The sequence below is a fragment of the Achromobacter sp. 1014246743 genome (assembly GCF_059760725.1).
Genome location: NZ_JCBANA010000018.1, coordinates 39,995 through 66,373, shown reverse-complemented (window position 1 = coordinate 66,373; position 26,379 = coordinate 39,995). Strand labels below are relative to the sequence as shown.

Here is a 26,379-nt window from a genome sequence, read left to right as displayed (position 1 = left end):
TGTGCGGGGGATTCCCGCGCTGTACATCGTGAAATCGTGAAATGCCGAGGCGGCGCTAGCGGCGCCGGTACTCGGACATCAGGCACATCCCGGCCAGCGCACCGACCAGCGCCGCCCCGGCAATGCTCTTCCAGGCGTTTTCGTGCACGTAGCCGTCGGTGGCCTCGGACACATCCCTGGCGCGCCGCCACGCCCGCTTTTTCAAGCCCCGGGCCTCGGCCCGCGCGGTATCGAGCTGCTGTTTCAGGCGGTCGCGCGCCGCCTCGACCTCGGCGCCGCTGTAGCTGGCCGTGCTGCGCAGCAGGTTCTCGGTTCCGGATATCAGGTCGCGCAACGTCGTGCCGTCGCCGTTTCGTGTAGTCATGGCACCTCCTTGAAGAAATGACCGGTTCAATCAGGCCTGTCCCGGCCTGTGCCCCGGCGCAATGGCCGCCCCGGGGACCCCATACCGCCGCAAGCGGCGTGCCCGGGCTGCGACGCTGCGTTCAGCTCGCCCACCACTGCTTGATCGTCGCGCGCAAGGCCGCGGCGCCCACGCCGGGTTCTTCCTTGCGCAGCGCCGCCATGTAGGCGCCGAACTGCTTCATCGACACGTGCGGCGGCAACGGGGGCATTTCGGGGTCGGTCACGATTTCCAGCACCGCCGGGCGCCCCGCAGCCAGCGCGCGGTCCCAGGCGGGGCCGACATCGTCGGGCGACGTGACGCGGATACCCTCCAGTCCCAGCATGCGGCCATAGTCCGCATACGAAAACGAAGGCAATTCCTGCGACGCCACAAAGCGCGGGTCGCCGCCCATGACGCGCTGCTCCCAGGTCACCAGGTTCAGGTCACCGTTGTTCAGCACCATCACCACCAGGGTCGGGTCGCTCCAGTCCTTCCAGCGGTGCGCAATGGTGATGAGTTCGTTAATGCCCAGCATCTGCATCGCGCCATCGCCCACCAGCGCGATCACGGGCCGGCCCGGGTAGGCCAGCTTGGCCGCCACCGCATAAGGCACGCCGCAGCCCATGCTGGCCAGGCCGCCTGAGACCGACCCCATCATGCCTTCGCGCAGCTGCACGTCGCGGGCGTACCAATTGGCCGCGGAACCGGAATCGCAGGTGACGATGCTGTGCGGCGGCAAGCGGCTGGACAGCTCCAGGAACGGGCGCTGCGGATTCACGGGCCTGGCCTCGACCATCGCCCGGGCCTTGACCGTTTCCTGCCAGCGCTGCACCTGTTTCTCGATGCGCTCGCGCCAACGGCTGGAAGCCTTCGGTTCCAGCATCGGCAGCAGGGCCTCCAGCGTCAGGCGGGCGTCGCCCACCAGGCCAACCTCGACCGGATAGCGCAGGCTGAGCTGGCGGCCGTCCACGTCGATCTGCACCGCCCGCGCCTGGCCTTCGCGCGGCAGGAATTCGGCGTACGGAAAGGACGTACCGACCATCAGCAGCGTGTCGCATTCATTCATCATGTCCCAGCTGGGCTGGGTGCCCAGCAAGCCGATCGCGCCGGTGACGTAGGGCAGCGCATCGGGCAGCACGGCCTTGCCGAGCAGCGCCTTGGCCACGCCGGCGCCCAAGCATTCGGCCACCGCGCGCACTTCGTTGCCGGCCGCCAGCGCGCCGGCGCCCACCAGCATGGCCACGCGCTCGCCGCGGTTCAGGATGTCGGCGGCATTGGCCAGGGCGGCCGCCTGCGGTACCGCCGCATGCGAGGTGATGCCGATGCCGGTGTGCACGGTGCCGTGTTCGCGCGGCGGCGTCGGCACGGCCTCCAGGTCCTGCACGTCGTTCGGAAAGATCAGGCACACCACGCTGCGCCGTTCCATCGCAATGCGCATGGCGCGGTCCACCATGTGCCGCGCCTGCAGTGGCGAGGTGACCATGTGCACGAAATCGTGGGCCACGTCCTTGAACAGGCTGACCAGATCGACCTCTTGCTGATAGTCGCCGCCCAGCGCGCTGCGGGCCTGTTGGCCCACGATGGCCACCACGGGCTGGTGATCCAGCTTGGCGTCGTACAGGCCGTTCAACAGATGGATGGCCCCTGGGCCCGACGTCGCCAGGCAGACGCCCACCTGGCCCGTGAACTTGGCGTGGGCGCACGCCATGAAGGCGGCGCCCTCCTCGTGGCGGGCCTGCACGAATTCCAGTTTGTCATTGCGGCCGAAGGCGCCGATCAAGCCGTTGATGCCGTCCCCGGGATAGCCGTAGATGCGTTGCACGCCCCACTGGCCCAACCGGTCCAGCACGAAGTCGGATACGGTTTGCATGTCAGTTCTCCTTTGCGCTTGCCTGGGTCAATCCCATGGCTACGCAAATCCCGTTCCCGGCGGTGCCGGGCTGGCGTGGAGAACCGGGAGTGTGCCGACTACAAAAGCCGGCAACAACGGCGCAGGGCGACCTGCTGGTCGCGCGCGGGGTCGGGCTAGCGGCGGGCCATGGCCTCGGCCAGCGGCGCCATGGACGGCCCGATCAAGGCCAGCAGGCGCGCACGGCTGACGCCGTCGCGGGCCTGCACCGACAGGCCGTGCAGGACGGCGGCGTAGTAATCGCCCAGGGCTTGCACGTCGGTGCCGGGCTTGAGTTCGCCGCTGCGTTGCGCGGCCTCCAGGCGGTCGATGATGGACTGCGTGCGGGCCTTGCGGTGCGAGGTCAGCCAACGCATGACGGGTTCGTTGTCGGCTGCGTAGTTGGTGACGGCGGTGACGACCATGCAGCCTTGTGGACGCCCCCGGCGCGTGTAGGTCGCGACGGCGTCCTGCAGCATTTTCTCGACTGCCTCGCGCACGTCGGCCGATTGCAGCGCGGCTTCGGCAAAACCGCCGTCGCCGGTTTCGTAGCGTTCGACGGCTTCGCGAAACAGGGCTTCCTTGGAGCCGAAGGCGGCGTACAGGCGCGCCGATGCCAGGCCCGTGGCAGCGACCAGGTCGGCCATCGAGGTGCCCTCGTAGCCATGCTGCCAGAAGGCCAGCATGGCCTGTTGCAACGCGGTGTCGCGGTCGAATTCCCGGGGTCTGCCTGCCATGTCGTGCCTGAAGAGTTGATGTTTTTCGTAGTGTACCGCCGCGCGTGGCGATAGCGCCGCACACCACGGCGCTTGCGTGCGGTGCCACTTTCGGTCTATTCTTTGTCGATCGACAAACAATTGCACCTGCCGATCCACGGCAACTCACTGACTGACATCATCATGCAAACGCACACCAAGCAAGCCCCCGCCCTGCAGACCCTCAAAGGCCCCAGCATCCACCTGGCGCAATTCAGCGACGCGGCCGCGCCGTTCAACAGCTTGCCCGCCGTCGCCGAATGGGCGGCCGGACTGGGCTTCAAGGCGCTGCAAGTGCCCGCCTGGGACCAGCGCTTTTTCAACGTGGAACTGGCCGCCACCAGCCAGGACTACTGCGACGAGATCACCGGCATGCTGGCCGGCCACGGCCTGGTGATCAGCGAACTGACGACGCACATCTTCGGCCAGTTGCTGGCGGTGCATCCGGCGTACGACGCCATGTTCGACACCTTTGCGCCGGTCCAGGTGCGCGGCAATGCGCAGGCGCGCACCGAATGGGCGCGCCACAACCTGCTGCTGGCCGCCCAGGCCTCGCGCCGGCTGGGGTTGACCGAGATGGGCACGTTCTCGGGCTCGTTCGCCTGGCCCTACCTGTTTCCGTTTCCGCAGCGTCCCGAAGGGCTGATCGAAACCGCCTTCGACGAACTGGCGCGCCGCTGGCTGCCGGTGCTGGACGCCTGCGACGAGCAAGGCGTGAACCTGTGCTTCGAGATCCATCCCAGCGAAGACCTGCACGATGGCGTGACGTTCGAGATGTTCCACGAACGCGTCGGTGGCCACGCCCGCTGCGGCATTCTGTTCGACCCCAGCCATTTCGTGCTGCAACAGCTGAACTACCTGGATTACCTGGACATCTACAAGGACCACATCCGCATGTTCCATGTGAAGGACGCCGAGTTCAATCCGACCGGGCGCCAGGGCATCTACGGCGGCTATCAATCGTGGGTGAACCGCGCCGGGCGCTTTCGCTCGCTGGGCGACGGCCAGGTGGACTTCAAGGCGATCTTCTCCAAGCTGGCGCACCACGGCTACCAAGGCTGGGCCGCACTGGAATGGGAATGCTGCCTGAAGGACCAGCAGACCGGCGCACGCGAAGGCGCGGCCTTCATCAAGCAGCACATCATTCCGGTGACCGACAAGATCTTCGATGACTTCGCCGGCGCCGCGATCGACCAGCGCCAGATCAACACCCTGCTCGGCATTGCCTGAATCACACCCCAACCATAACGAATCTGGACACGCAGTCATGACCCATCCCCACGATGCCTACCTTCCCGCCGGCGCGCAGTTTTCGCATCGCTATCTCATCGTCAACGGCGCGCGCGTGCATTGCGCCATCGCTGGCAGCGGCACGCCGGTCCTGCTGATTCCCGGCTGGCCGCAAACCTGGCTGACCTGGCGCCACGTGATGCACGCGCTGGCCGGCCAGGGCTACATGGCCATTGCCGTCGACCCGCCCGGCACGGGCGATTCCGACCATCCCACCTGCGGCTACGACACCGGCGCCATCGCCGCCACGCTGCATCAATTGATGGCGCAACTGGGCCATGACCGCTACCAGGTGGTGGGCCACGACATCGGCATGTGGGTGGCCTACGCGCTGGCCAGCGATTTTCCGGGCGTCGTGTCTCGCCTGGCGCTGACCGAGGCCGTGATTCCCGGCCTGGCGCCCGAGCCGACGATCTTCGCTCCGCCCGCCGACAACGTGTTCCTGTGGCACTTCATGTTCAACCGCCTGCCCGACCTGCCCGAGGCGCTGATCGCCGGCCGTGAACAGGCCTACCTGACGTATATGTTCGACAAGTGGTCGCACCGCCGCGACCGCGTGGCGGCGCAGGCGTACATCGACGCGTATGCCGCGCCGGGCGGCCTGCGTGGCGGCTTCGCCTACTACCGCGCGATACCCGAGACGGTGCGCCAGAACACCGAGCGCGCCCGCACAACGCTGCCGATGCCGGTGCTGGCCATCGGCGCCGAGCATGCCACCCGCGATGCCCCGCTGGTGACCATGCAGCGCGCGGCCACGGACGTGCGCGGCGCCATCATCCCGGACTGCGGCCACTTCGTGACGGAAGAGTGCCCGGACGAATTCCTGGCGCACCTGGTGCCGTTCCTGTCGCGCGAGGGGTGAGCCATGCCGTTGGATCCCCGCATCAATACCTACCTGCGGCGCCTGTCGTCGGTGGCCGCGCCGCTGGACCTCGCAGCGCGCCGCGCCGCGGCCGAGGTCGGCCTGCGTGAACTGCACGGCCCGCTGGAAGACGTGGCGGCCATCGACACCTGGACGGTGCCCGGCCACGATGGCCATCCGATCCGCGTGCGCGCCTATACCCCTGACGGCGCGGCGCCCGATGCCGTGCTGCCGGCGTTGGTGTTCGCACACGGCGGCGGCTGGTTCCAGTGTTCGCTGGAGCTTTACGACAACCCCTGCCGCGCGCTCGCCAACGCGACGCAATGCAAGGTGCTGTCGGTGGACTACCGGCTGGCCCCGGAAAGCAAGTTCCCGATTCCGCTCGAGGACTTCTACAGCGCGCTGGTCTGGGTGTCCGAGCAGGCGAATCGCCTGGGCATCGACCCCGCCCGCATTGCGGTGGGCGGTGACAGCGCGGGCGGCAACCTGGCCGCGGCCGCCGCAATCATGGCGCGCGATCGCCAGGGTCCGGCGATTGCCCACCAGTTGCTGTGCTATCCGGTGGTGGATCACGACTTTTCAACAGCGTCGTACCAGGCGTACGGCCAGAATTTCTTCCTGACCGAAGAAGTGATGCGCTATTGCTGGTTCACCTATCTGGTGAACGAGGCCGACGGTGCGTCGCCCTATGCGTCGCCGCTGCGCGCCGACCTGGCCGGCCTGCCGCCCGCCACGTTGCTGATCTGCGAATACGATCCGCTGCGCGATGAAGGGCAGGCCTATGCCAGGAAGCTGCGCGAGGCCGGCGTGGATGCGCGCGACCACCTGCTGCCAGGCATGGTGCATGCGTGCATCCATATGCTGGGACTGACGCCGGACGCACGCCGGCTGTTCGATCTGGCGGGCGAGGCGTTGGCCAGGCAAGCGTGGTGACCGTGGCAAGCGTGGCGCACGCGGCGCATCCGTGCCGCCGCGCATCGCCGGGTGAAAAGCCGGGTTCGTCGGGGCCCAGGCTTGCTCAGAACTGCCAGCGCACTTCGATGCGGCCGGTATGGTCGCGGTTGGCGCTGGCATATTGGCCCGCGTAGGCCAGGCCGATGGTCGCGCCGCGGCTGACGGCCAGGTCCGCGCCCAATTCCACCAAGGCGGCGTCGCGGCTGATCGCCGCACCGGTGACGGTGAAGGCCTGGCCCGCATCGAAGGCCAGGCGCGAAGTCGGCGTCAGGTCGCCAAACGCGTGACGCCAACCCAGGCCGGCCGAAATGGAACCGGCCAGCGTGCCCAACGTCACGGCCTGCTTGCCGCGCAGGCCGAGCGTGGTGGTGGTGGTGTCGTTCTTGCTCGATTCGCCGGACAGGGCCGCGCTGCCGCCGGATTCGCTGAAGCCGCGCACGCGCTGCCCCGCCCAGGCCACGCCGGCATACGGCTCCAGCGTCAGGCCGTCGGTGACGCCAAACGCGTAACCCAGTTCAGTGAACACCTGCGTCGTGTTGCCGCCGTAGTCTGCCGACAGCCTCTGGTCCAGTCCGCCCCCGCCGATCTGGCGGCGGGTCTGGATGTCGTGCCAGGAATACGCCGCGCCCGCCATCAGGTTGAGCTTGCCCGCGCCGACCGAGAAAGCCTTGCCGCCGTAGACGATGGCGCTGTAGCTGGAAACATCGGCGCGCGAGGCCAGGTCGTTCACCGTCAGGCGCGAATCTGTGTACCCGACCGCGCCGCCCAGGCGCCAGCCGCCGCCCACCGCGCCATCCGCGCCTGCGAACACGCCGCCCGTGTGCTGGCGCGCCGAGGCATTGCCGCCGCTGGCGCCGATGCTTTGCCAGTTACCGATCAATTGCGCCCAGGCCGGACGCGCCTGCGATGCCGGCAGGGTCGACGCCAACGGTGCCGCGTCGCTGACGCCCGCGGCGGCGGTCGGCGCCCCCGACGTGCTGCCCGCGGCCAGGTTGCCACGCAGTTGATCCAGCGGCGTGTTGCGCACGGCGCTGGTCAGATTGTTCAGGCCCGAGGCCACGGTGGCATGCGCCTCGCCCGACAGGCCGGCGAAAAAGCCTTGCGGGGCGCCGACCGGCAGCCCGATGGCCGCGCCGTAGACGATGTTCGACGCCGGCATCGATTCGACCGCATTGGCCGCGGCGCGGGCGTTGCGCCCGGACACCAGATCGGCAAAACGCAATGGCGTGCCACCGGTACCGGGGTCGACCGGCGTGCCGGGATTGACGGGTGCCCCCGGATTGACGGGATCAACGGGCGTGACCGGGTCCACCGGCGGCACCAGCGTGCGCGTCAGCGTCAGCGTCACCTGCTTGTCGTCGGCCGAATAAGACAGCGACGGCGTCAGGTAGGCCAGGTCGCTGGTCACCCCGGTGAAGCGCGATCCGGTAAAGGTGCCACCCGCGGTCAGGACGACCTGGCTGAAATGTTCGTTGTAGGTGCCGGGCTGCGCCGCCACCTCGACGGTGGCGCCCGACAGGGCCGCCTGGCCGCTGACATTCAGCCGGTCCATGGCGGTCGGCGTGGCGCGCACGGTATAGATGCCGGTCGTCCCGAAAGTGAGATTGCCGCTGAGGGCCACCGTGGCCATCGAGCCGCCCGAGAGCTGCAGGCGGTTGCCACCCATTGTGCCGAATGCCACGTCGCCCAGGGTCGTGGAACCCTGCGCCAGCACCAGGGTACTGCCGGTGCCCGACAGCGAGATGGCAACGCCACGAGCGCCGGTCCCGTCCAGGCCCGCGATGATCGTGCCCTGTTGCGTGACCACCGTGTCATTGCCGGACGCCTGCACGCCAATGCCTCCCAGGCCAAAGAGCGTCGGATCGCCCGACCCGGCGTTGCCACCGCGGATTTCCCCCTGATTGAGCAGACGCTGGTTGTCGCTGGCCAGCACGACGCCCGTACCACCGTCGCCGCCGCGGTTGAGCAGGCTGACCGACGCGTGATTGCTGTCCAGCGTGACTACCCGCCCACTGCCGCCCCCGCCGCCGCCCCAGATCTGCCCGCGATTGACCAGTTCTGCACCGGCCGCTCCCGCAACCACGCCAGCGCCGCCTTGTCCGCCCCGCGCGCTGGACAGGTCAGGAACGGGATTGGGCACGGCGCCCCAGTCGATGAGCCCACCGCCCCCGCCCCCACCGCCGAGGATAAGCCCCTGGTTGTCCAGTTGCTGCGCGCCGGCGCCCGATAGCTGCACCCCGACACCGCCGCCACCGCCCATGGAGGTGAGCCCGAGCATCGACTGGACGATGACCAGACCGGCGCCGCCACCGCCGCCGCCGACCCAGGAGGAGGAAGCGTTCACGGTCACCACCGGCGCCTGACGGCCCGGTTGCCCAGCCCCCCCCGACCCGAACACGTCACCGCCGCTGTTGCCAATCGAGCCCCCGCTGACCCCGGTCCCGCCCTCTCCCGGCTGGCCGAACGCGGCGCCGCCATTGCCCACCAGGGACGGTCCGCCAAATGCGCTGCCGCCAAGCATCCCGCCCGCGCCATTGCCCCCTGCGCCCGCGGCGAAAGCAGGCGCCGCACTGTACAGCGCGGCGGTAAGCGCCAGCACGAGCGGCAAGGGGCGGGAACAGAATGTGGTCATGGCGAAGGTCCAGTACATCAACGATTCCGATCAGTAACACCAGGGCCAAAAGAGTTCCAAGCCAACGCGCAGAAACCTGATTCGCGCCGTCCCAGGGTGGAAATCCTTCTGTACCTATAATCCCCACTGAACCACCGGCTCCTCCGACCGTTCAAATGGCCCTGACGCGGCGGTCTGGCAAGCGATAACGACACCTATCCGGAGACCCTGGCATGCCCCCTCTCTCTCCCGCCATCGAATGGGCCTGGCGACGCCATTGGACAATGGTGCGCTGCATGATGATCCTGCTGTGCAGCCTGCTCCTGGCACCCGCGGCCCAGGCCTTTGACCGCCAGGCAGAGACCCAGCGCTACCGCCAGTGGGTCAAGGACTTCGAACACGACCTGACCCAGCTGGCCGCGGTGCGCGACCCCAGCGATGCCGATATCGAACGCCTGTTCGCCAATACCGTCGTACCGTCGTCACGCGCCGTGGCCTTCGTGCGGCAACTGGCTGCGCAGCCGGGCGGCTCGGCGTCGGGCGGCATCGCCTTTCGCGGTGCCGCGCGCCTGACCATCGGCGTCTTGCGCCAGGCCGTGGTGGCCGGCGATGGCGGGCCCTACATCGATACGCCGCCGGGCAAGCCGCCCCTGACGCTGCGCGCCTGGTACTTGCACATCGACGGCGGCGGCAGGCTGGAACGGCTGTTCAACGACCCTGAACGTCTCAAGCCCTATCACCTGCCGCCGGACGGCACGCTGGAGCGCGATGCCTATCCGTTCCTGGTGTTCGACGACGGCCCGCGGTTGCGGCTGGGCGCCATCACCCGGGAATTCTGGGACGTGGTGCGCTTTATGGACAACGCGCAACATGGCTGATCCGATGCGTGACCTGACTTTCAGGCTGGCCCCGGCGCTGGCCGCCACGCTGCTCGCGCTTGTCCCGACGCCGAGCTGGGCCGCCTGCCCGCCGCTCACCGCGCCGTTCAACACCGACCCTGCCGCCGAAGGCCTGCGCGCCCAGCCCCTGGCGTTGCTCCTGGACGGCGAAGGCATCCTGCTGGGCCTGCGCGGTGAACGCGTGCCGGCCCGCAGTGAATTGATCTCGGTCGCCAACGACGGCGACCCCACCCCGCGCTTCTGGACCGAGGCCGTGGACTGGCGCGTCTACGCCAGCGCCGCCGGGCAGCCGGCCACCGCCGTGCTGCAACGCGACGCGGATGGCCGCCTGTGCCGCATCGACCGCAACGAGATCGTGCGCGGCCGTCTGCTGGATGCCGGCGGCTACCGGCTGGCCTATGACGCCCAGGGGCGCCTGTCCGCCTACGCCGAGTTTTCGCCCGGCCACCACCTGGTGCGCCAGGCCTGCGTGACCCGCGATGCGCACGGCGCCATCAACGCCGTGTACGCCGATCAGTGCGACGCCACGCCCACGCGCCCCGTCTATTTCGTTCGCGGCGACGACGGCCAGCTGCTGCGCACCATCGACCTGCGCGCCGGCACGGCCGGCGCGGTGGTGCGTGACTTGAATGCGGATGGCACGGTGCGCGCCCTGTACCGCTCGCGGCCCGATCCCGACCGGCCCGACGCGCTGCTTACCTACGCCGTGCCGCCTTCGAAGGCGGACCGCGTGCTGGCGGTGCCGGCCGGTGCCTCGCCCATCGTCACCACCGAGGTCCCCGACGAGCCTTGGCGCGTGGTGCGCGTGCCAGCCGACACGCTCGACGACGACGCCTTGCCCTCTTGGGACCCCGCCGTGCAGACCGTGCTGCTGCAAGGCCGCAGCAACGCGCAGGGCCAGGTCGTGCTGGCGCCTGAGCAGATCGCGCCGTTTCACCAGGCGCTGCGCGAAACACCCGGCCGGGTGTTCCTGTATGTGCATGACATGACCCGCTTCCTGCCGGTCACGGCGCTCGGTGACAAGACCTGGCAAGCGTGCATCGACCCGTCACGGCGCGACGCCCAGGCCTGCGAATAGAGTCTGGGGGTTCGCGTCAGACCGCCTGGGTTTCGACCGTCAGGTGCGACAGCCCGGTGATATGCGCCAGCCGAGCCTTGTAGTACGCGCTGTCGCGAGGCTGGCGCACCGCCAGCGACACGATCGCCGCGAAATGGCCCGGCCCGACCTGCCATACGTGCAGGTCGGCGATCTGGCAATCACCCGCCCGTAACGCCTGGTCGATCTGCCGGCGAATTTCACCGCCTTCGACCGGCGCGTCCAGCAGCACATTGCCCGCGTCCCGGATCAACGACCACGACCAGCGCGCGATCACCACGGCGCCGACCACGCCCATCGCCGGGTCGGCCCATTGCCAGCCGTAACTGCGCCCGGCCAGCAGCGCACCGATGGCGAGCACCGAGGTCAGTGCGTCGGCCAGTACGTGGACGTAGGCGGCGCGGAAGTTGTTGTCGTGGCCGGATTTGGCGTGGGCGTGCGCGTTTTCCTGGCTGTGGGCATCATGTTCGTCGTGGACGTGCACGTCGGCATGAGCGTGGTTATCCTCGTGAGCATGGCCGTGCTTGTCATCATGGGCGTGCCCATGATCATGCGAATGCGCCTGCGACCGCGCATGGGCATGCCCATGTCCATGATGCGCCCCATGCGACCCACGCAGCAGCCACGCCGACACCAGGTTCACCGCCAGGCCCGCGGCTGCCACGGCAATGGCTTGATCAAAGTCGATATCCACCGGATTGGCCAGCCGGACCACGCTTTCCCAGCCGATGAACAGCGCAATCAGCGCCAGGACCACGGCGCTGGCAAAGCCCGCCAGGTCGCCCAGCTTGCCGGTGCCAAACGTGAAGCGCGGATTCCTGGCCTGCCGGCGCGCGTAACCGTAGGCCAGCGCCGTGATGAGCATTGCCCCCGCGTGCGTGGACATATGCCAGCCGTCGGCGACCAGCGCCATCGACCCGTAAAGATTGCCAGCAATGATTTCGACAACCATCATGGCGGCAGTCAGCGCAATTACGAACCACACTCGGCGTTCGTTGCGTTGGTGGTCCTGGCCCAGGAACAAGTGATCGTGAGTGGTGGAGGGATGCATGGGAGGCTCCTGGTGTCCGCGACGCCCCGCCCGGAAAACGGGCGCGCCGCGCGTGGGGACGGCTGCCAGGTCAGCGGCAGCCGCTATTTCAGGTAGGCCCGGATCACGTCCATCATTTCCGCCGCGCCCTGCTCGCGCTCTGCCTCGGTCGCCGCATGAACGACGTGCTCGTCCAGGTGCCCCTGCATGACTTCGGCCGTCAGGCCGTTGAGCGCGCCGCGGGCGGAGGCCAGTTGGCGCAGGACTTCGCCGCAGGCCGTTTCGGCCTCCAGCGCCCGCTCCAGGCCGTCCAGCTGGCCCCGGATGCGGCGCACGCGCGCAATCAGCTTTTCCTTCTGGCGGATGGTGTGTGCCATGGTCTACCTGTTCAATATAATATGGGGGACTATATTATGCTAGTCCCAAAAAACCTGCAATTCCCAGGGCAATGGCCGGCCATCGTTGGGGCGGGCCTGAGCCCGCCCCCATTTTCCATCAGAACCGGTAACGCACGTCCAGCATGCCCGAGTGCTGCTGGTTGCCTTCGCCAAACTGGCCGCCGTAGCTCACACCCACGGTGGTGCGCTTGCTGACCGCCATGTTCACGCCCAGCTCGACCAGCGCGGCATCGCGCGCGATCGGCACGCCGTTGGTGGTGAAGGACTGGCCGCCCTGCACGAACGACATCGTGCTGGCCGGATCGACGTCGCCGAAGGCATGGCGCCAGCCCAGCGTGCCGAACAGCTGGCCCTGCGCGCCGGCGCTGTCGAAGGCGCTGCGCGCGTGCAGGCCGAGCGTGGTGGTGGTGACGTTGTTGCGGCCGGCATCGCCGCGCAGTGCGGCGTCGCCGCCCGACTCGGTGAAGCCCTGCGTGCGCAGGCTGCTGAAGCCGGCGCCCACGAATGGTTCCAGCGTGACGCGGTCGGTCAGCGGCATGGCGTAGCCGAGCTCGCCGAACACCTGGCTGGTGTTGCCGTCGTAGTCGGCCTTCAGCGTCTGCGGCAGGCCGGCGGCGTTCGCGTAGCGCTGGGTCTTCATGTCGTGCCAGGTGTAGGACGCGCCCAGGCTCAGATTGAGCTTGGCGCTGCCGGCGTCGAACGCCTTGCCGCCATAGACGGTCACGCTGTAGCTGTCGGCCTGCGAGCTGGACGCGCGGTCGCCGGTGCGGCTGCGGCTGTTGGCAAAGCCCAAGGCCCCGCCCAGGCGCCAGCCGCCGCCGACGGCCACATCGCCGCCCACGGACACGCCGCTGTCGCTCTGCGTGGTGCGGGCCGCGTTGCCGTTGCCGCTCAGCGAGCTCCAGTTGCCAAAGACCTGCGCCCACAGCGGCTGCGCCGACGATTGCGGCAAGGCGGCCGCGTTGCCCAGGCCCAGTTGGGCAGTGGGCACGCCAGGCAGCATGCCTGCCGCCAGGTTGGCGCGCAGGCGGTTCATCGGCACCTGCACGAAGGTGTTGGCCACCCCCTGCGCCACCGACACGTTGGTCGCGTGGGCCTCGCCGGACAGGGCGTTGAAGACATCGAGCGGCTCACCGGTGGACAGGTTCAACACGCGAAGGCGCAATGGGCTATTGGCAGGCAGGCTTTGCAGCGCATCCGCCACCGAACGCTGGTTGCTGGTGACGGCAACGTCGGCGAACTGGATCGGACGCGTGCCGCCGCCGCTCTCGCCATTGCCGCCATTGCCGTTTCCGTTGTTGCCGCCCGTGCCGCCGTTGCCGGTGTCCGGCACCTGTTTGAGCTGCATCGACAGGTCCACCTGGTTCGCGCCATACGCCAGCGACGGCGTCAGGAAGGCCAGGTTGCTGGACACATCGCCAAAGCGGCCTTGCACGCCCGCGCCCGCGGTCAGGATCGTATAGGTCGTGGACGGCGCATAGGAGCCGTTCTGGCCCACGTGCAGCACCGAGCCGGCCAGGCTGGCGATGCCGCCGACATGAACGGCGCTGTGCTGGCCATCGGCCGTCGCGGCCACGCGCAGCGACGAGCCCGGCTGCATGCTCAGGTTGCCCTGTACGTTCAACGTGCCAAACGGCGTGGCGGCATTGCCCGGCGCCAAGGTGGCGCCCCCGCCCAGCATCAGATGGTTCAGCGTGCCGGTGCCCGACACCGTGTTGTCCTGCGCGGTCGTGATCACCGTGCCGCCGAGCTTGCCGTCGACCTGCAGCCCGCCCGTCGACATCAGCGTCGTGCCGGTGAACGCGCTGCTGTCGCCCGTCAGGGCCAGCGTGCCGGCGCCCACCTTGAAGACCGAGCCCGTGCCGGCGAATGCCCCCGCGAACGTCGAATCGGTCGCGCGGTTGAAGGTCAGGCTGCCGTTGTTGATGACGGTGCCGCCCAGCGTGCCGCTGTTGGCGCCGTCGCCGACCTGCAGCGAACCCGAGGCGATGGTGGTGATGCCGGTGAACGTGCTGTTGCCCGTCAGCACCAGCGTGCCGGTGCCTTCCTGGCGCAGGTTGCCCGAGCCCGAAATGGCGCCGTCGTAGACCACGCGATCGCTGCGCTTGAAGGCCAGCGTGCCGCCGGCCTGGACGTCGGCGTTGCCGGCGATGCTGCCCGACGTGGCGCCATCGCCCACCTGCAGCTTGCCCGCGGCCACGGTGGTGGAGCCCAGGTAGGTGTTGGCGCCGGTCAGCACCAGCGTGCCCGCGCCCAGCTTGGTCAGGCCGCCGTTGCCCGACAGCGATTGCGACACCGTGAAGGTGTTGGCGACGTCGGCAATGTCCAGCCCGCCGCCCGCCGTGCCCAGCGAGATCGCGCGGGCCGTGTTCTGGAAGGCCGTGCCGGTGACGCGCAGCGTGCCGCCCTGGAAGTCCAGGCCGCCCAGGGCCGTGCCCAGGTTGGCATCGGACGACACCGACAGCGTGCCCGCGGACAAGCGCGTCTGGGCGTAGCTGTTGGCGCCGTTGAGCACCAGCGTGCCCGCGCCCGTCTTGTTCAGGCCATTGCCGGCGATGGTGTTGTCCAATGTCGTGGTCCAGCCCGCCGACGGCGCGCTGCCGTCGCCCACGCGCACCTCGCTCAATGCACCGGCAGACGGCGCCACCAGGTTGAGCGCGTCGCCGTTCAGGCGGTAGCCATCGGCGATGAACTGCGCACCGCTGGCGTCGACATCGCCCTGCGCCGCATCCACCGTGACCGTGCCCGGTGCGCCGCCGAAGATGGCAAAACCGTTCGAGGGCGAGAACGCCGAGGTCAAGGCGGCCGTGGCGTCCGTCCAGTTGGCGCTGGTGCGGGACCAGGTGCCGGACCCGCCACCGAACTGCGAGGGCGTGGCCTGCCTGTCGGCGTTCCAGATGTTGAGCATCAGGTTGCCTGAATTGATCAGGTTGACCTGCTTGGCGGAACCCAGGTACTGCACGGTCTGCCCGGCCGGCAAGCCGGTGATACCGTTGTTGGCTATTGTCAGCGCCCCGGCGTAGTCGAACAGGCGATACACCCCGACGCCGAAGCCGCCCGCGTCGTTGGCATTGAGCTGGGCGCCGTTCAGGGTCAGGTCACCATTGACCTGCACACTGTGGCCCGCGCCGGCCGCGCCGGAAGTGCCCGGCGCGCCGAAGGAATAATCCATCTGGCTGCCCGATGCCAGCGTCAGATTGCCATTGATGGTGAAGGTGCCGCCAGGCGCCCCCGGCGTCAGGCGGCCGCCGGACTGCACGGTGACGTTGCCGAGCACCTGGCCGAAGCCGCCGATCGACGCACCGCTGGCCACGGTGACCGCGCTTTGCAGGATGGCGCCGGCATTGGCAGATGCGCCCCCCACCCACAGGGTGCCGCCGTTCACCTGGGTCGGGCCGGAATAGATATTGACGCCGTTCAGGGTCAGGGCGGCGGCCGTATTCTTGGTCAAGCCGCCAATGCCGGTAATCATGCCGTCGTAGGCGCCGGCGCCAAGCGTCAGTGTGTCGGCCCCAAGGGTCACCACGCTGCCGACGGCGCCGTCCAGCTTGCCGAAACTGACATTCGAGGCCGCCGAAAGGTCGAGCAGGCCCTGGGCCCCCACCGTCACTGGGGACACGGCCGCCAGGCTGCCCATCCCGCTCAGCGCCAGTATGCCGGACTGGATCTCGACGCCGCCCGTGAAGGTATTGATGCCGGTGAGGGTCTGCTTCAGCAGTCCGGTCTTGATCAAGCCGCCCGTGCCGTCGATCATGCCGCCAAAGACCGCCGCGCTCGTGTTCTGCAGCGTCAACGTATTGGCGCCCAACGACACCACGCCTCCCGAGCCGGCCAGGCCGTTGACGGTCTGGCCGGAGCCGCTCGAGATATCCAGCACCGCCCCCGCGTTCAACGTCACGCGCGACGATCCGGCCAGCGAACCGCCCGGCGCGACCCGCAGGACGCCGGCCTCGATGGCGGTGTTGCCCTGGTGATTGAGCGTGGCGGCAATCGACAGCGTGCCGCTCCCTTGTTTGGACAGGTCGCCCGTGCCGGACATCATGCCCGCATAGGTGCCATTGGCCGCGCTGGAAAAGACGACCGTGCCGTTATTGACGAACGAACCTCTCAGGCTGTTGGCATCCCCCTTCAGCGTGGCGCCCGACATGACCGTCGTCCCGCCAGCGTAGTCGTTCGAGCCGGTCAGCGTGACCACACCGGTGCTCGCCACCGTCAGGCGGCCACTGCCGGTCAACAGGCCCGACAGCGTGAAGTCCTGGTTGCCGCCCGCCGTCAGCCCGCCAGCCCCGAGCACGAAGGTATTGCCCACCGACACGCCCGCGCTCGACGCGCCGACGCCCCCGCCGGCCGCCGAGATCTGGCCGGTGCCCAGGCCGCCGCTGTTGTCGACCAGCACCGTGCCGCCATTGAGCGCAATCGTGCTGCCCGCGGGCAGCAGCGCACCGCCCGACAGGCTCCACGTGCCGCCGGTCACGGTCAGGCTGTTGAAATTCACGTAGGTGCCGGCGGTGACAGAGGTCGTCAGGCCGCGGTTGGCGGTATCGGCGAACCTCAGCGAGTTGGAGCCGCCCGCGCCGCCATCCACGGTACCGGGCGCCGCGAACGTCAGCCCCGGCACCGCGGCGACCGTGATGGGAATCGTCGCGCCGCTCAGGCCAGGGGCGCCGATCGACGAGCCGGACTCCGCCACAAAGAGGTTGTTGCTGTTCGCGCCCATCGACACGCTGCCGTTGATGATGCCGGCGTTGGTGAACCGATTGCTCGAGCCCGTGGCCGCTTCGAAGGCAACGCGGCCGGTGACGGTCCCGGTGGCGCCGTTGGTGAAGTTGGCCACGCCGCCGCCGTAGATCGCCACGGCCGCGATATCCGCGCCGGCCCGGGTGCCGTTGGCGAGGACCTTGGCGGAGATGGTGCCGTTGTTGGTGACGATGGTCTGGCCGCCCTCGCCGTTGTGGACGGCCAGCGCCATGCCCGTCAGGTCGGCCATTTGCGCCGAGTAGCTGTCGGTGCCCGAACCCCGGATCAATCCGGAGGCTTCGTTGCGTACGTTATAGATGCTGAACCCGGGCGTCGACGCTTCGGGCAGGCCGAGCACCAGGCCCGACGACAGGGCGGACAGGCCGTCGCCCAACACGTGCGCGTCGATCTTGCCGAGGTTGGTCACGGACAGATTGCTGCCTTGCAATAGCATGGCCGTGCCGCCCGTGCCCAGCAGGACGCCTACCGAGCCGCTTTCGCTCAGTGACACGCTCAAGTTGTTGACCGCGTTGGAGTAATAAGGCATCAAGGGATTGGCCGACGTGGTGCACGTTACCGTCAGACCCGCCGTGGAGCACGCCGCCAGGGACGCAGGCCCCCAACCTGCCAGACCCAGGCCCAGGGCCGCGGCGACCGCGTGCAAGCGCCACCGCACCGGTGCGTACACCGCCGCTGGCGCCGCGCCCCCGCGCGGCTGGGCCGCCAGTTCCGACACGGGCTGCCACATGCGCATAGCGCGGTTCCATACCAAGCGGTACACGTGATTCAAGGCCTGATCCTCCTGGGGTGCGGCAATCGATGCTGGGGCGTTCGCGACGCGAAATGACAATGGGCGGCGACGGCGATAGCGCCATCGGCTTGCGCCAGGGGCGTGACTATAACGCCTTGCAATTATTTTTTACAATTTGGCTTGCAAACAGGGCTAACGCCCCCCCCGGGCATGCCACTGCAGGCGGATGCCGGGGTGATCGCGTCACCAATCCTACCGGTGAGTAACATGCAAGCCGAATCGGTTCCCTGCCGCAAAAAGCCCTCGGCCGATGGCGCGCTGGCGCGCGGCATCGGCCGACATGGCTATCTCTGTATCGGCAGGGGTGTGCCCGCCACCCCGCCGGGGGGGTCAGGCGGCCTGCCGCGCCGCCGCCGCGTCCGGGTCCCAGCGGCGGCCCGGTACCGCGGCCAGCAGCGCGCGGGTGTAGGGATGCGCGGGGGCCGCGAAGACCTCCGCGCAGGGCCCTTGTTCGACCACCTGGCCGTTCTTCATGACGGCGATGTGGTCGCAGACCTGCGCGGCCACGCGCAGGTCGTGGGTGATGAAGACGATGGACAGGCCCAGTTGTTCGCGCAGGCGGGCCAACAGGGCCAGCACCTGGGCCTGCACCGACACATCCAGCGCCGATACCGGTTCGTCGGCGATCAGCACCCGCGGCCGCATCGCCAGCGCCCGGGCCAGCCCGACACGCTGGCGCTGGCCGCCGGAAAACTCGTGCGGATAGCGGCGCAGGGCGTCCGGCGACAGGCCCACCAATTCGAACAATTCGCGCGCCTGCGCCCAGGCCTCGCGCCGCGCCATGCCATGCACGATGGGGCCGCGCGCCACGATCTCGCCCACGCGCTGGCGCGGGTTCAAGGAACCGTAGGGGTCCTGGAACACCATCTGCACGCGCCGCGCGTGCTCGCGCCGGGCGCGGCTGCCTTTGAACGTCACGGTGTCGCCGGCCAGCGTGATGGCGCCGGCATCGGGCGCCAGCAAACCCAGCAGGGTGCGCGCCAGGGTCGACTTGCCCGAACCGCTTTCACCGACGATGCCCAGCGTGCTGCCTTCGCGCAGCGCCAGCGTCACGTCGTCCAGTGCCTGCGTGACGCGGCCCGGCTGGCCGAACCAGCCGCGCTTGCGATAGGTCTTGGACAACGCCTGGGTGGTCAGGATATTGGGTGCATCCGCCGCCACGGCTTGCCGGCTGGCGACGGGTGCCAGCGGCGGCACGGCGGCGATCAGTGCGCGGGTGTAGGGATGGCGCGGGCGTTCGAGCACCTCGTCGGCCGCACCGCTTTCCACCAACACGCCGCGCTGCATGACGGCAACGCGGTCGGCAATTTCCGCCACCACGCCAAAGTCGTGCGTGATGAACAGCACCGCGGTGCCGCGACGCCGCTGCAAGTCGTGAATCAGGTGCAGGATCTGCGCCTGCGTGGTGACGTCCAGCGCGGTGGTCGGCTCATCGGCGATCAGCAGCGCGGGCTCCAGGGCCAGCGCCATGGCGATCATGGCGCGCTGGCGCTGGCCGCCAGACAGTTCGTGCGGGTAGGCGCCCAGCGCATGCGCCGGATCCGGCAGGCGCACGGATTCCAGCAGTTCCAGCGTGCGACGGCGGATCTCGCCACCCGCCAGGCGGGTATGGGTGCGGAACACTTCGGCAATCTGGTCGCCGATGGTGCGCAAGGGGTTCAGCGCCGTCATCGGTTCCTGGAAGATCATGCCGATGCGATGGCCGCGCAGGCGCCGCAGCGCGTCAGGAGGCAGGCGCAGCAGGTCCTGCCCTTGCCACAGCACCTGGCCGCCGCTGGCGCGCACGCCCTGCGGCAACAGGCCCAGGATGGCGCCCGCGGTCAGCGACTTGCCGGATCCGCTTTCGCCGACCACGCAGACGATTTCGCCGGCGTTCACCGACAGGGACAGGTCGTGCAGCGCGTGCGGGCGGTCGGCGCCCGCCGGCAGGTCGACGGTGAGGTTCTGGATGCGGAGCAATTCGGTCATGAGACCGCCGATGGTAAGACGCTGCGGGCGCACGCCTAACGACCGTTCGGCGATAAGCAAATCACCGCTCGGAATCCGCATATCGACATGCGGAAAACGTCCTTCTGGTCGCCGCCTCAACTGCTTAGGATCAGTGTTTTGCATACCCGGCGCCCCGGCGCCCCGCGTTTCCTCTTCGCATTCTCTCTTTCCGCCCCCATGTCCCTATCCCCTTCCGAGACCGCCTCGACGGCGCCGGTTCGCGTTGCCGTCGACGTCGGCGGCACGTTTACCGACATCGTCCTTGAACAAGAACCCCGCCGCTGGTCCACCAAGCTGCTGACCACGCCCGACACGCCCGAAACCGCCGTGCTGCAAGGCATCGAAGCGCTGCTGGACCAGGCCGGGCTGGCCTGGCCGCAGGTCAGCCTGCTGATCCTGGGCACCACCCTGGCCACCAACGCGCTGATCGAACGCAAGGGCGCGCGCACCGCGCTGCTGACGACGGCCGGCTTTCGCGACCTGGTCGAAATCGGCCTGGAAGACCGCTTTGCGCAGTACGACATCTTCCTGGACAAGCCCGAACCGCTGGTGCCGCGCCCCTGGCGCCATGGCATCACCGAACGCGTGGACGCCCACGGCCAGGTGCTGACGCCGCTGGACGAAGCCCAGGTGGTGGCGCTGGCCGGCGAGCTGACCCGAGCCGGCGTCGAAAGCGTGGCCGTCTGCCTGCTGCACAGCTACGCCTACCCCGACCACGAACGCCGCATCCGCGAGCTGCTGCGCGAACATGCTCCGCAGCTGTGGGTGTCGCTGTCGTCCGACGTGTGCGCCGAAATCCGCGAATACCCGCGCCTGTCCACCGTCAGCGCCAATGCCTATGTGCAGCCCCAGGTGTCCGGCTACCTGCGTCGCCTGAACGAGGCCGCGCGCCAACGCGGCCTGCGCGGCGAGCCGTTCCTGATGACGTCCGGCGGCTCGATCGCCACCTTGCAGACTGGCGTGGACGAACCCGTGCGCCTGGTGGAATCCGGCCCGGCCGGCGGCGCGATCCTGGCGCAGCACATCGCCGAGCAGACCGGCGCCGCCCGCGCGCTGTCGTTCGACATGGGCGGCACCACCGCCAAGATCTGCTACATCGACGACTTTGAACCACAGGTGAGCCGCAGCTTCGAATTCGGCCGCGTGCACCGCCACCTGAAGGGCTCCGGCCTGCCTATCCGCATCCCGGTCATCGAGATGGTCGAGATCGGCGCGGGCGGCGGCTCGATCGCGCGCGTCAACCACCTGGGCGTGGTGCAGGTCGGCCCCGACAGCGCCGGCTCGTCGCCCGGCCCGGCCGCCTACGGCAACGGCGGCGAACTGCCGACGGTGACCGATGCGCACGCCTTGATCGGCACCGTCACCCCCGACCGCTTCGCCGTGGGCAAGGTCAGCCTGCAGCCCGAACGCGCACGCCACGCCATCGAGACCCACCTGGCCGCGGCCGCCGGCCTGGACGGCCCGCAGGCCGCGCAGGCCATCATCGACGTGGTGACCGAGAACATGGCCAACGCCGCACGCGTACACGCATCGGAACTGGGCAAGGCCGCCGAGGAACACACGTTGATCGCCTTTGGCGGCGCGGCGCCCCTGCATGCCGCGCGGCTGGCGCGCAAGCTGGGCATCGGCCGCGTCATCATCCCGGAATCGGCCGGCGTGGGCTCGGCGGTGGGCTTCCTGTGGGCGCCCATTGCCTACCAGGCGGTGCGCAGCTTTCATCAACGCCTGGCCACGATCGACCACGCTGCCGTGCAGCGCCTGCTGGACGAACTGACCGCGGGGGTGGACACCGTCGTGCGCCGCGCCGCGCCCGATGCGCCGCTCACCCACAAGCGCGTGGTGTTCATGCGCTACAGCGGCCAGGGCCACGAGATCCCCGTCGACCTGCCGGACGGTCCCTTCGATGCCGCCGCCAGCCGCCAGCTGGACGTCGCGTTCGCCGAACGCTATGCACAGCTCTATGGCCGCAGCCTGCCGCACGTGGCGCCCGAAACCGTCAGCTGGTCGGTCGCCGCCCAGGCCGGCGCGCGCCGCGAGCGGCCGCGCGACCACATCGCCAGCGGCCCGGCCACCGCGGCGCGCTCGTCCGGCACGCGCGCGCTGTACGACTTCGAGCAGAACCGCTGGGCCGACGTGCCCACCTATGAGCGCCAGGCGCTGGACGCGCAGCAGAAGCTGAGCGGCCCCGCGCTGGTCGTCGAAGACGAGACCACCACCTTTGTGCCCTCGGGCTTCGAGGCGCGGCGCAGCCGGCTCGGCTCGCTGGTGCTGGACGACATCCAGGCGGCCTCCGCGCCGCGCGCCGGAAAGGAACACGCAGCATGAGTACGCAACAACACACGCCCCAGGAACGCATCCGCTTCCAGCTGGCCTGGAACCGCCTCTTGTCGGTGGTGGAAGAACAGGCCCAGGTCCTGATCCGCTCGGCCTTCGGCACCGCCACGCGCGAAGCGGGTGACCTGTCCGCCGGCGTCTTCCTGCCGGATGGGCGGATGATCGCCCAGGCCGTCACCGGCACGCCGGGCCACGTCAACGCCATGGCCGAGTCGGTCAAGCACTTCCTGAAAGTGTTCCCGCCCGACACGCTGAAAGACGGCGACGTGCTGCTGACCAACGACCCCTGGAAAGGCACCGGCCACCTGTTCGACATGACCATGGTGTCGCCGGTGTTCCACGACGGCGCGCTGGTGGCGCTGTTTGCCTCGACCCTGCACGTGATCGACATCGGCGGCATCGGCAGCAGCGCCGACGGGCTGGAGGTCTATCACGAAGGCCTGTTCCTGCCGATCCTGCGGTTCTTCCACCAGCACCAGGTCGACCCCGGCGTGCTGGCCATCATCCGCGCCAACGTGCGCGAACCCGAACAGGTCGAAGGCGACCTGTATGCGCTGGTGGCCTGCAACGATATCGGCGGACGACGCCTGAAGTCGCTGCTGACGGAATTCCGGCTGGCCGACCTGGACGCGCTGGGCGGCTACATCATCGAGCAATCGGCCAGGGCGATGCGCGAGGCGATCGCGCAATGGCCCCAGGGCACCTGGCACAACACGCTGGTGATCGACGGCTACGACGCGCCCATCACGCTGGAGGCCAGCGTCACCGTGCAGGCCGGCAAGATCCTGGTGGACTTCGACGGCACCTCGCCCAGCGTCACGCGCGGCATCAACGTGGTCAAGGCCTACACCGACGCCTACACCTCGTTCGGCATCCGCTGCCTGATCGGCGCCGACGTGCCCAACAACGCCGGCTCGCTGTCGCTGGTGGAGGTGTCCGCGCCCGAAGGCTCCATCCTGAACGCGCGCTTTCCCGCCGCGGTCACCGCCCGCCACATCATCGGGCAGATGCTGCCCGACGTGGTCTTCGGCGCCCTGCGCCAGGCCCGCGCCGACCAGGTGCCCGCCGAAGGCGCCTCGTCGCTGTGGAACCTGCACCTGGTGGGCGGCGAGCCGCTGGCCGGCGCCACGCAGGCAGAACAACAAAGCCTCTTGGCCGGCCGGCGTTTCAATGCCACCAGCTTTTCTACCGGCGGCACCGGCGCGCGGCCCGGCAAGGATGGCCTGTCGGTCACCTCCTACCCCAGCGGCGTGCGCAACGTGTCGCTTGAAATCCTGGAAAGCGCCAACCCGCTGGTGTTCGAGCAAAAGGAATACCGCCAGGATTCCGGCGGCCCGGGCACGGTACGCGGCGGCCTGGGCCAGACTATCGTGGTGCGCCACGCCGATCCGCAGGCCGGCATGATCATCGCCGCCGCCTTTGACCGCGTGGTGCATCCGGCCCGCGGCGCGCTCGGCGGCCAGGCCGGCGCGGGCGGCAAGCTGGAGCTGTCGTCCGGCGCCGTGCTGCGCGCCAAGGGCCGCCAGCTGATTCCGGCTGGCGAACGCCTGGTGGTGCACACCCCCGGCGGCGGCGGGCTGGGCGATCCTGCCGAACGCCCCGACGCCCGCCTGCAACGCGACGTGCAGTACGGCCTGGTCAGCGCCGCGCAGGCCGAAGACGCCTATGGCCGACCCGTCGCCCCCACCTGATCCCTTGAACCCCGGCCCGTCGCGCCCGTGCGCCGGGCGCCCCTCCTCTTTCACGACGACCATGACACCGCAACGCCGTCCCTTCCTGAAACTGCTGCTCTCCGGCCTGCTGCTGGCCGCCGCGCCCTACGCCCACGCCGAGCCCACTCGCGGCGGCACGCTGACCCTGCTGCTGCCGTCCGAACCCACCGCGCTGGTCACCGTGGGCAACGTCGCCACGCCCATCCTCAGCGTCAGCGCCAAGGTCACCGAAGGCCTGCTGAAATACGACTACGACCTGAAACCCGAGCCGCAGCTGGCCACCGCCTGGACCATCAGCCCAGATGGCACGGTCTACACCTTCACGCTGCGCCAGGGCGTGACGTGGCATGACGGCAAGCCGTTCACGTCGGCCGACGTGGCCTTCTCGATCGACCTGCTCAAGAAAATCCACCCGCGCGGGCGTAATACCTTCGCCAACGTCACTGCCATCGAAACGCCCGACGACCACACCGTGGTGCTGCGCCTGTCCAAGCCCGCGCCCTACCTGATCCGCGCCTTCGTCGCCACCGAAACGCCGATCGTCCCCAAGCACATCTACCAAGGCACCGACCCGCTGACCAACCCGGCCACGTCGGCGCCGATCGGCACCGGCCCCTACAAGTTCAAGGAATGGGTGCGCGGCAGCCACATCGTGTATGAGCGCAACCCCGACTACTGGGATAAGCCCAAGCCCTACATCGACCGCCTGATCGTGCGCGTGGTGGCCGACCCCGCCGCCGCGGCCATCGCCTTCGAGACCGGCACGGCGGACCTGGGCTACCGCACGCCGGTTCCGCTGGCCGACCTGGCGCGCCTGAAGGCCGTGCCGACGCTGCGTTTCGAGACCAAGGGCAACAGCTATTCCTACAACGTCACGCGGCTGGAATTCAACCTGGACGACCCGTTCTTCAAGAACGAGAAAGTGCGCCAGGCCGTGGCCCACGCCGTCGACCGCAACGTCATCCTGAAGGTCGTGAACTATGGCGTCGGCCAGGTGGCGTACTCGCCCATCGCGCCCGGCCTGAAGGCGTACAACGACCCGGCCGTCACGCCCTACCCCTTCGACCTGAAGCGCGCCAACGCGCTGCTGGACGAAGCCGGCTACCCCAAGGGCGCCGACGGCGTGCGCTACCGCGTGACGCTGGACTACAACCCGATCGGCGCCGACGGCCCGCGCCTGGCCGACTACCTGCGCACCACGCTGGCGCGCGTCGGCATCGCCGTGACCGTCCGCGCGCAGGACGCGTCGGCCTTCATCAAGCGCGTCTACACCGACCGCGACTTCTCGTTCACCACCAACGGCGCCAGCAACCTGTTCGACCCCACCGTGGGCGTGCAGCGCCTGTACTGGTCAAAGAACTTCATCAAGGGGGTGCCCTTCTCCAACGGCACGCACTACAACAACCCCAAGGTGGACGAACTGCTGGAAGCGGCCGCCGTCGAAAACGACCCGACCCGCCGGGTGCAGCTGTTCAAGGAATTCCAGCAGATCGTGGCCCGCGAGGTGCCCGACCTGAACCTGTACCAGCCGGAATTCATCACCATCGCCAACCAGCGCGTGCACGACCACTCGCTGACGGCCGACGGCGTGGAATCCAACCTGGCCGACGTCTACCTGCAACCATGAGCGCACGCACCCTGCGCGTCCTGGGACGCTCGCTGCTGCAGGCCGTGCCCACGGTCATCGGCGTCGTCCTGCTCAGCTTCTTCCTGCTGCAGGCCGTGCCGGGCGATGCCGCCGACGTGATCGCGGCCGAGTCCGGCTCGGCCACCGAAGCCAGCATGGCGGCGCTGCGCACGCACTTCGGGCTGGACCAGCCCGTGCTGCAGCAGCTGGGCGACTACCTGCGCAACCTGGCCACGCTGAACCTGGGGGTGTCGCCGCGCTACAACCTGCCGGTGTCGGACCTGATCTTCAGCCGGCTGGGCAACACCGTGCTGCTGATGGGCAGCGCACTGGCCTGCGCCCTGGCCGCCGGCATCGCGCTGGGCGCGCTGATGGCCAGCGTTGCCGGCCGCTGGCTGGACCGGGCCTTGTCGCTGGCCGCGCTGCTGCTGTATTCCACGCCCGGCTTCTGGCTGGGCCTGATGGCCATCATCCTGCTGTCGGTCAAGCTGGGCTGGCTGCCACCGGGCGGCGTGTCCACCATCGGCTCGGGCGCCACGGGTCTTGCGCACGCGCTGGACGTGGCGCGCCACCTGGTGCTGCCGACGCTGGCGCTGGCCAGCTTCTATGTCGCCATCTTCGCGCGGCTCACGCGCGCCTCGATGCTGGAAGTCAACCGCCAGGACTTCGTGCGCACCGCCCACGCCAAGGGCCTGACGCCGCGCGCGGTGGCGCTGCGCCACGTGCTGCGCAACGCGCTCATTCCCGTCACCACCGTGGCGGGGTTGAACGTCGGCACGTTGCTGGGCGGCGCGGTGGTGGTCGAGACCGTGTTCAGCTGGCCCGGCCTGGGCCGCCTGGCCTATGACTCCGTCATGGGTCGCGACTACGTCGTGCTGCTGGGCATCCTGGTGCTGTCGTCGCTGCTGGTCATCGTGGCCAACATCCTGGTCGACCTGCTGCAGACCGTGCTGGACCCGCGCATCCGCGCGCGCTGAACGGCGCATGCTGCTTGCCCTGGT

Annotated in this window: 17 protein-coding genes; 9 read left to right on the top strand and 8 right to left on the bottom strand. The window is 69.0% G+C overall.

Features of this window, described 5'->3' with window-relative positions:
- Positions 1 to 55: 55 nt before the first annotated feature.
- From AC6LJ2_RS10055 to AC6LJ2_RS10045, 3 genes are all read right to left on the bottom strand, one after another.
- Complete coding sequence (locus AC6LJ2_RS10055) at positions 56 to 364, bottom strand: ElaB/YgaM/YqjD family protein (RefSeq protein ID WP_445657437.1); 309 nt, start codon at positions 362 to 364, stop codon at positions 56 to 58.
- Between the two features lie 121 nt (positions 365 to 485).
- Positions 486 to 2,255, bottom strand: coding sequence for a thiamine pyrophosphate-requiring protein (locus AC6LJ2_RS10050; RefSeq protein ID WP_263909975.1), 1,770 nt, complete (start codon positions 2,253 to 2,255; stop codon positions 486 to 488).
- Between the two features lie 155 nt (positions 2,256 to 2,410).
- Complete coding sequence (locus AC6LJ2_RS10045; RefSeq protein WP_498151287.1) at positions 2,411 to 3,010, bottom strand: TetR/AcrR family transcriptional regulator; 600 nt, start codon at positions 3,008 to 3,010, stop codon at positions 2,411 to 2,413.
- A gap of 192 nt (positions 3,011 to 3,202) precedes the next feature.
- On the opposite strand from AC6LJ2_RS10045, the gene AC6LJ2_RS10040 reads away from it, so the two are divergent.
- Genes AC6LJ2_RS10040 through AC6LJ2_RS10030 form a run of 3 tightly spaced genes read left to right on the top strand, consistent with a single transcriptional unit; the run spans position 3,203 to position 6,113 of the window.
- A complete protein-coding gene (locus tag AC6LJ2_RS10040) occupies positions 3,203 to 4,258 on the top strand; it encodes a sugar phosphate isomerase/epimerase family protein (RefSeq protein ID WP_498151303.1) in 1,056 nt (351 codons plus the stop codon).
- 37 nt (positions 4,259 to 4,295) lie between these two features.
- Complete coding sequence (locus AC6LJ2_RS10035) at positions 4,296 to 5,180, top strand: alpha/beta fold hydrolase (protein WP_263909971.1); 885 nt, start codon at positions 4,296 to 4,298, stop codon at positions 5,178 to 5,180.
- A gap of 3 nt (positions 5,181 to 5,183) precedes the next feature.
- Complete coding sequence (locus tag AC6LJ2_RS10030; RefSeq protein WP_498151286.1) at positions 5,184 to 6,113, top strand: alpha/beta hydrolase; 930 nt, start codon at positions 5,184 to 5,186, stop codon at positions 6,111 to 6,113.
- Between the two features lie 85 nt (positions 6,114 to 6,198).
- On the opposite strand, the gene AC6LJ2_RS10025 is transcribed toward AC6LJ2_RS10030, so the two are convergent.
- Positions 6,199 to 8,766, bottom strand: coding sequence for an autotransporter family protein (locus AC6LJ2_RS10025; protein WP_498151285.1), 2,568 nt, complete (start codon positions 8,764 to 8,766; stop codon positions 6,199 to 6,201).
- 212 nt (positions 8,767 to 8,978) lie between these two features.
- On the opposite strand from AC6LJ2_RS10025, the gene AC6LJ2_RS10020 reads away from it, so the two are divergent.
- Positions 8,979 to 9,623 (top strand): hypothetical protein, encoded by a 645-nt coding sequence (locus tag AC6LJ2_RS10020; protein ID WP_445657441.1) that lies wholly within the window; start codon positions 8,979 to 8,981, stop codon positions 9,621 to 9,623.
- Entirely contained in the window at positions 9,616 to 10,722 is a 1,107-nt protein-coding gene (locus AC6LJ2_RS10015) for a hypothetical protein (RefSeq protein WP_498151284.1), read from the top strand. The genes AC6LJ2_RS10020 and AC6LJ2_RS10015 overlap by 8 nt, the downstream gene beginning before the upstream one ends.
- A gap of 16 nt (positions 10,723 to 10,738) precedes the next feature.
- On the opposite strand, the gene dmeF is transcribed toward AC6LJ2_RS10015, so the two are convergent.
- From dmeF to AC6LJ2_RS09995, 4 genes are all read right to left on the bottom strand, one after another.
- Positions 10,739 to 11,791 (bottom strand): CDF family Co(II)/Ni(II) efflux transporter DmeF, encoded by a 1,053-nt coding sequence (gene dmeF / locus AC6LJ2_RS10010; RefSeq protein WP_498151283.1) that lies wholly within the window; start codon positions 11,789 to 11,791, stop codon positions 10,739 to 10,741.
- A gap of 83 nt (positions 11,792 to 11,874) precedes the next feature.
- The gene (locus AC6LJ2_RS10005; RefSeq protein ID WP_498151282.1) at positions 11,875 to 12,147 is read right to left on the bottom strand and encodes a metal/formaldehyde-sensitive transcriptional repressor; all 273 of its coding nucleotides are present in this window, start codon (positions 12,145 to 12,147) and stop codon (positions 11,875 to 11,877) included.
- 118 nt (positions 12,148 to 12,265) lie between these two features.
- On the bottom strand, positions 12,266 to 17,686 hold the full coding sequence (locus tag AC6LJ2_RS10000) for an autotransporter domain-containing protein (RefSeq protein WP_498151302.1): 5,421 nt from the start codon (positions 17,684 to 17,686) through the stop codon (positions 12,266 to 12,268).
- Positions 17,687 to 18,046: 360 nt separating this feature from the next.
- Positions 18,047 to 19,684, bottom strand: a complete 1,638-nt coding sequence (locus AC6LJ2_RS09995; RefSeq protein WP_498151281.1) for an ABC transporter ATP-binding protein — start codon at positions 19,682 to 19,684, stop codon at positions 18,047 to 18,049.
- 198 nt (positions 19,685 to 19,882) lie between these two features.
- Here AC6LJ2_RS09995 and AC6LJ2_RS09990 point away from each other — a divergent pair, with 198 nt between their 5' ends.
- The 4 genes from AC6LJ2_RS09990 to AC6LJ2_RS09975 all read left to right on the top strand — a co-directional run bounded on the left by AC6LJ2_RS09990 (position 19,883) and on the right by AC6LJ2_RS09975 (position 26,355).
- Positions 19,883 to 22,030: a hydantoinase/oxoprolinase family protein gene (locus AC6LJ2_RS09990; protein ID WP_498151280.1), complete on the top strand. Its 2,148-nt coding sequence runs from the start codon at positions 19,883 to 19,885 to the stop codon at positions 22,028 to 22,030.
- A complete protein-coding gene (locus tag AC6LJ2_RS09985; protein ID WP_498151279.1) occupies positions 22,027 to 23,730 on the top strand; it encodes a hydantoinase B/oxoprolinase family protein in 1,704 nt (567 codons plus the stop codon). Before AC6LJ2_RS09990 ends, AC6LJ2_RS09985 begins: the two co-directional genes overlap by 4 nt.
- 61 nt (positions 23,731 to 23,791) lie before the next feature.
- Entirely contained in the window at positions 23,792 to 25,378 is a 1,587-nt protein-coding gene (locus tag AC6LJ2_RS09980; RefSeq protein ID WP_498151278.1) for an ABC transporter substrate-binding protein, read from the top strand.
- On the top strand, positions 25,375 to 26,355 hold the full coding sequence (locus AC6LJ2_RS09975) for an ABC transporter permease (protein WP_263909954.1): 981 nt from the start codon (positions 25,375 to 25,377) through the stop codon (positions 26,353 to 26,355). Before AC6LJ2_RS09980 ends, AC6LJ2_RS09975 begins: the two co-directional genes overlap by 4 nt.
- Positions 26,356 to 26,379: the final 24 nt, after the last annotated feature.

Excerpts from the sequence above, each read along its gene's own strand:
- AC6LJ2_RS10055 (WP_445657437.1), bottom strand. The coding sequence starts at position 364 with ATGACTACACGAAACGGCGACGGCACGACGTTGCGCGACCTGATATCC.
- AC6LJ2_RS10050 (WP_263909975.1), bottom strand. The coding sequence starts at position 2,255 with ATGCAAACCGTATCCGACTTCGTGCTGGACCGGTTGGGCCAGTGGGGC.
- AC6LJ2_RS10045 (WP_498151287.1), bottom strand. The coding sequence starts at position 3,010 with ATGGCAGGCAGACCCCGGGAATTCGACCGCGACACCGCGTTGCAACAG.
- AC6LJ2_RS10035 (WP_263909971.1), top strand. The coding sequence starts at position 4,296 with ATGACCCATCCCCACGATGCCTACCTTCCCGCCGGCGCGCAGTTTTCG.
- AC6LJ2_RS10030 (WP_498151286.1), top strand. The coding sequence starts at position 5,184 with ATGCCGTTGGATCCCCGCATCAATACCTACCTGCGGCGCCTGTCGTCG.
- AC6LJ2_RS10025 (WP_498151285.1), bottom strand. The coding sequence starts at position 8,766 with ATGACCACATTCTGTTCCCGCCCCTTGCCGCTCGTGCTGGCGCTTACC.
- AC6LJ2_RS10020 (WP_445657441.1), top strand. The coding sequence starts at position 8,979 with ATGCCCCCTCTCTCTCCCGCCATCGAATGGGCCTGGCGACGCCATTGG.
- AC6LJ2_RS10015 (WP_498151284.1), top strand. The coding sequence starts at position 9,616 with ATGGCTGATCCGATGCGTGACCTGACTTTCAGGCTGGCCCCGGCGCTG.
- dmeF (WP_498151283.1), bottom strand. The coding sequence starts at position 11,791 with ATGCATCCCTCCACCACTCACGATCACTTGTTCCTGGGCCAGGACCAC.
- AC6LJ2_RS10005 (WP_498151282.1), bottom strand. The coding sequence starts at position 12,147 with ATGGCACACACCATCCGCCAGAAGGAAAAGCTGATTGCGCGCGTGCGC.
- AC6LJ2_RS09995 (WP_498151281.1), bottom strand. The coding sequence starts at position 19,684 with ATGACCGAATTGCTCCGCATCCAGAACCTCACCGTCGACCTGCCGGCG.
- AC6LJ2_RS09990 (WP_498151280.1), top strand. The coding sequence starts at position 19,883 with ATGTCCCTATCCCCTTCCGAGACCGCCTCGACGGCGCCGGTTCGCGTT.
- AC6LJ2_RS09985 (WP_498151279.1), top strand. The coding sequence starts at position 22,027 with ATGAGTACGCAACAACACACGCCCCAGGAACGCATCCGCTTCCAGCTG.
- AC6LJ2_RS09980 (WP_498151278.1), top strand. The coding sequence starts at position 23,792 with ATGACACCGCAACGCCGTCCCTTCCTGAAACTGCTGCTCTCCGGCCTG.
- AC6LJ2_RS09975 (WP_263909954.1), top strand. The coding sequence starts at position 25,375 with ATGAGCGCACGCACCCTGCGCGTCCTGGGACGCTCGCTGCTGCAGGCC.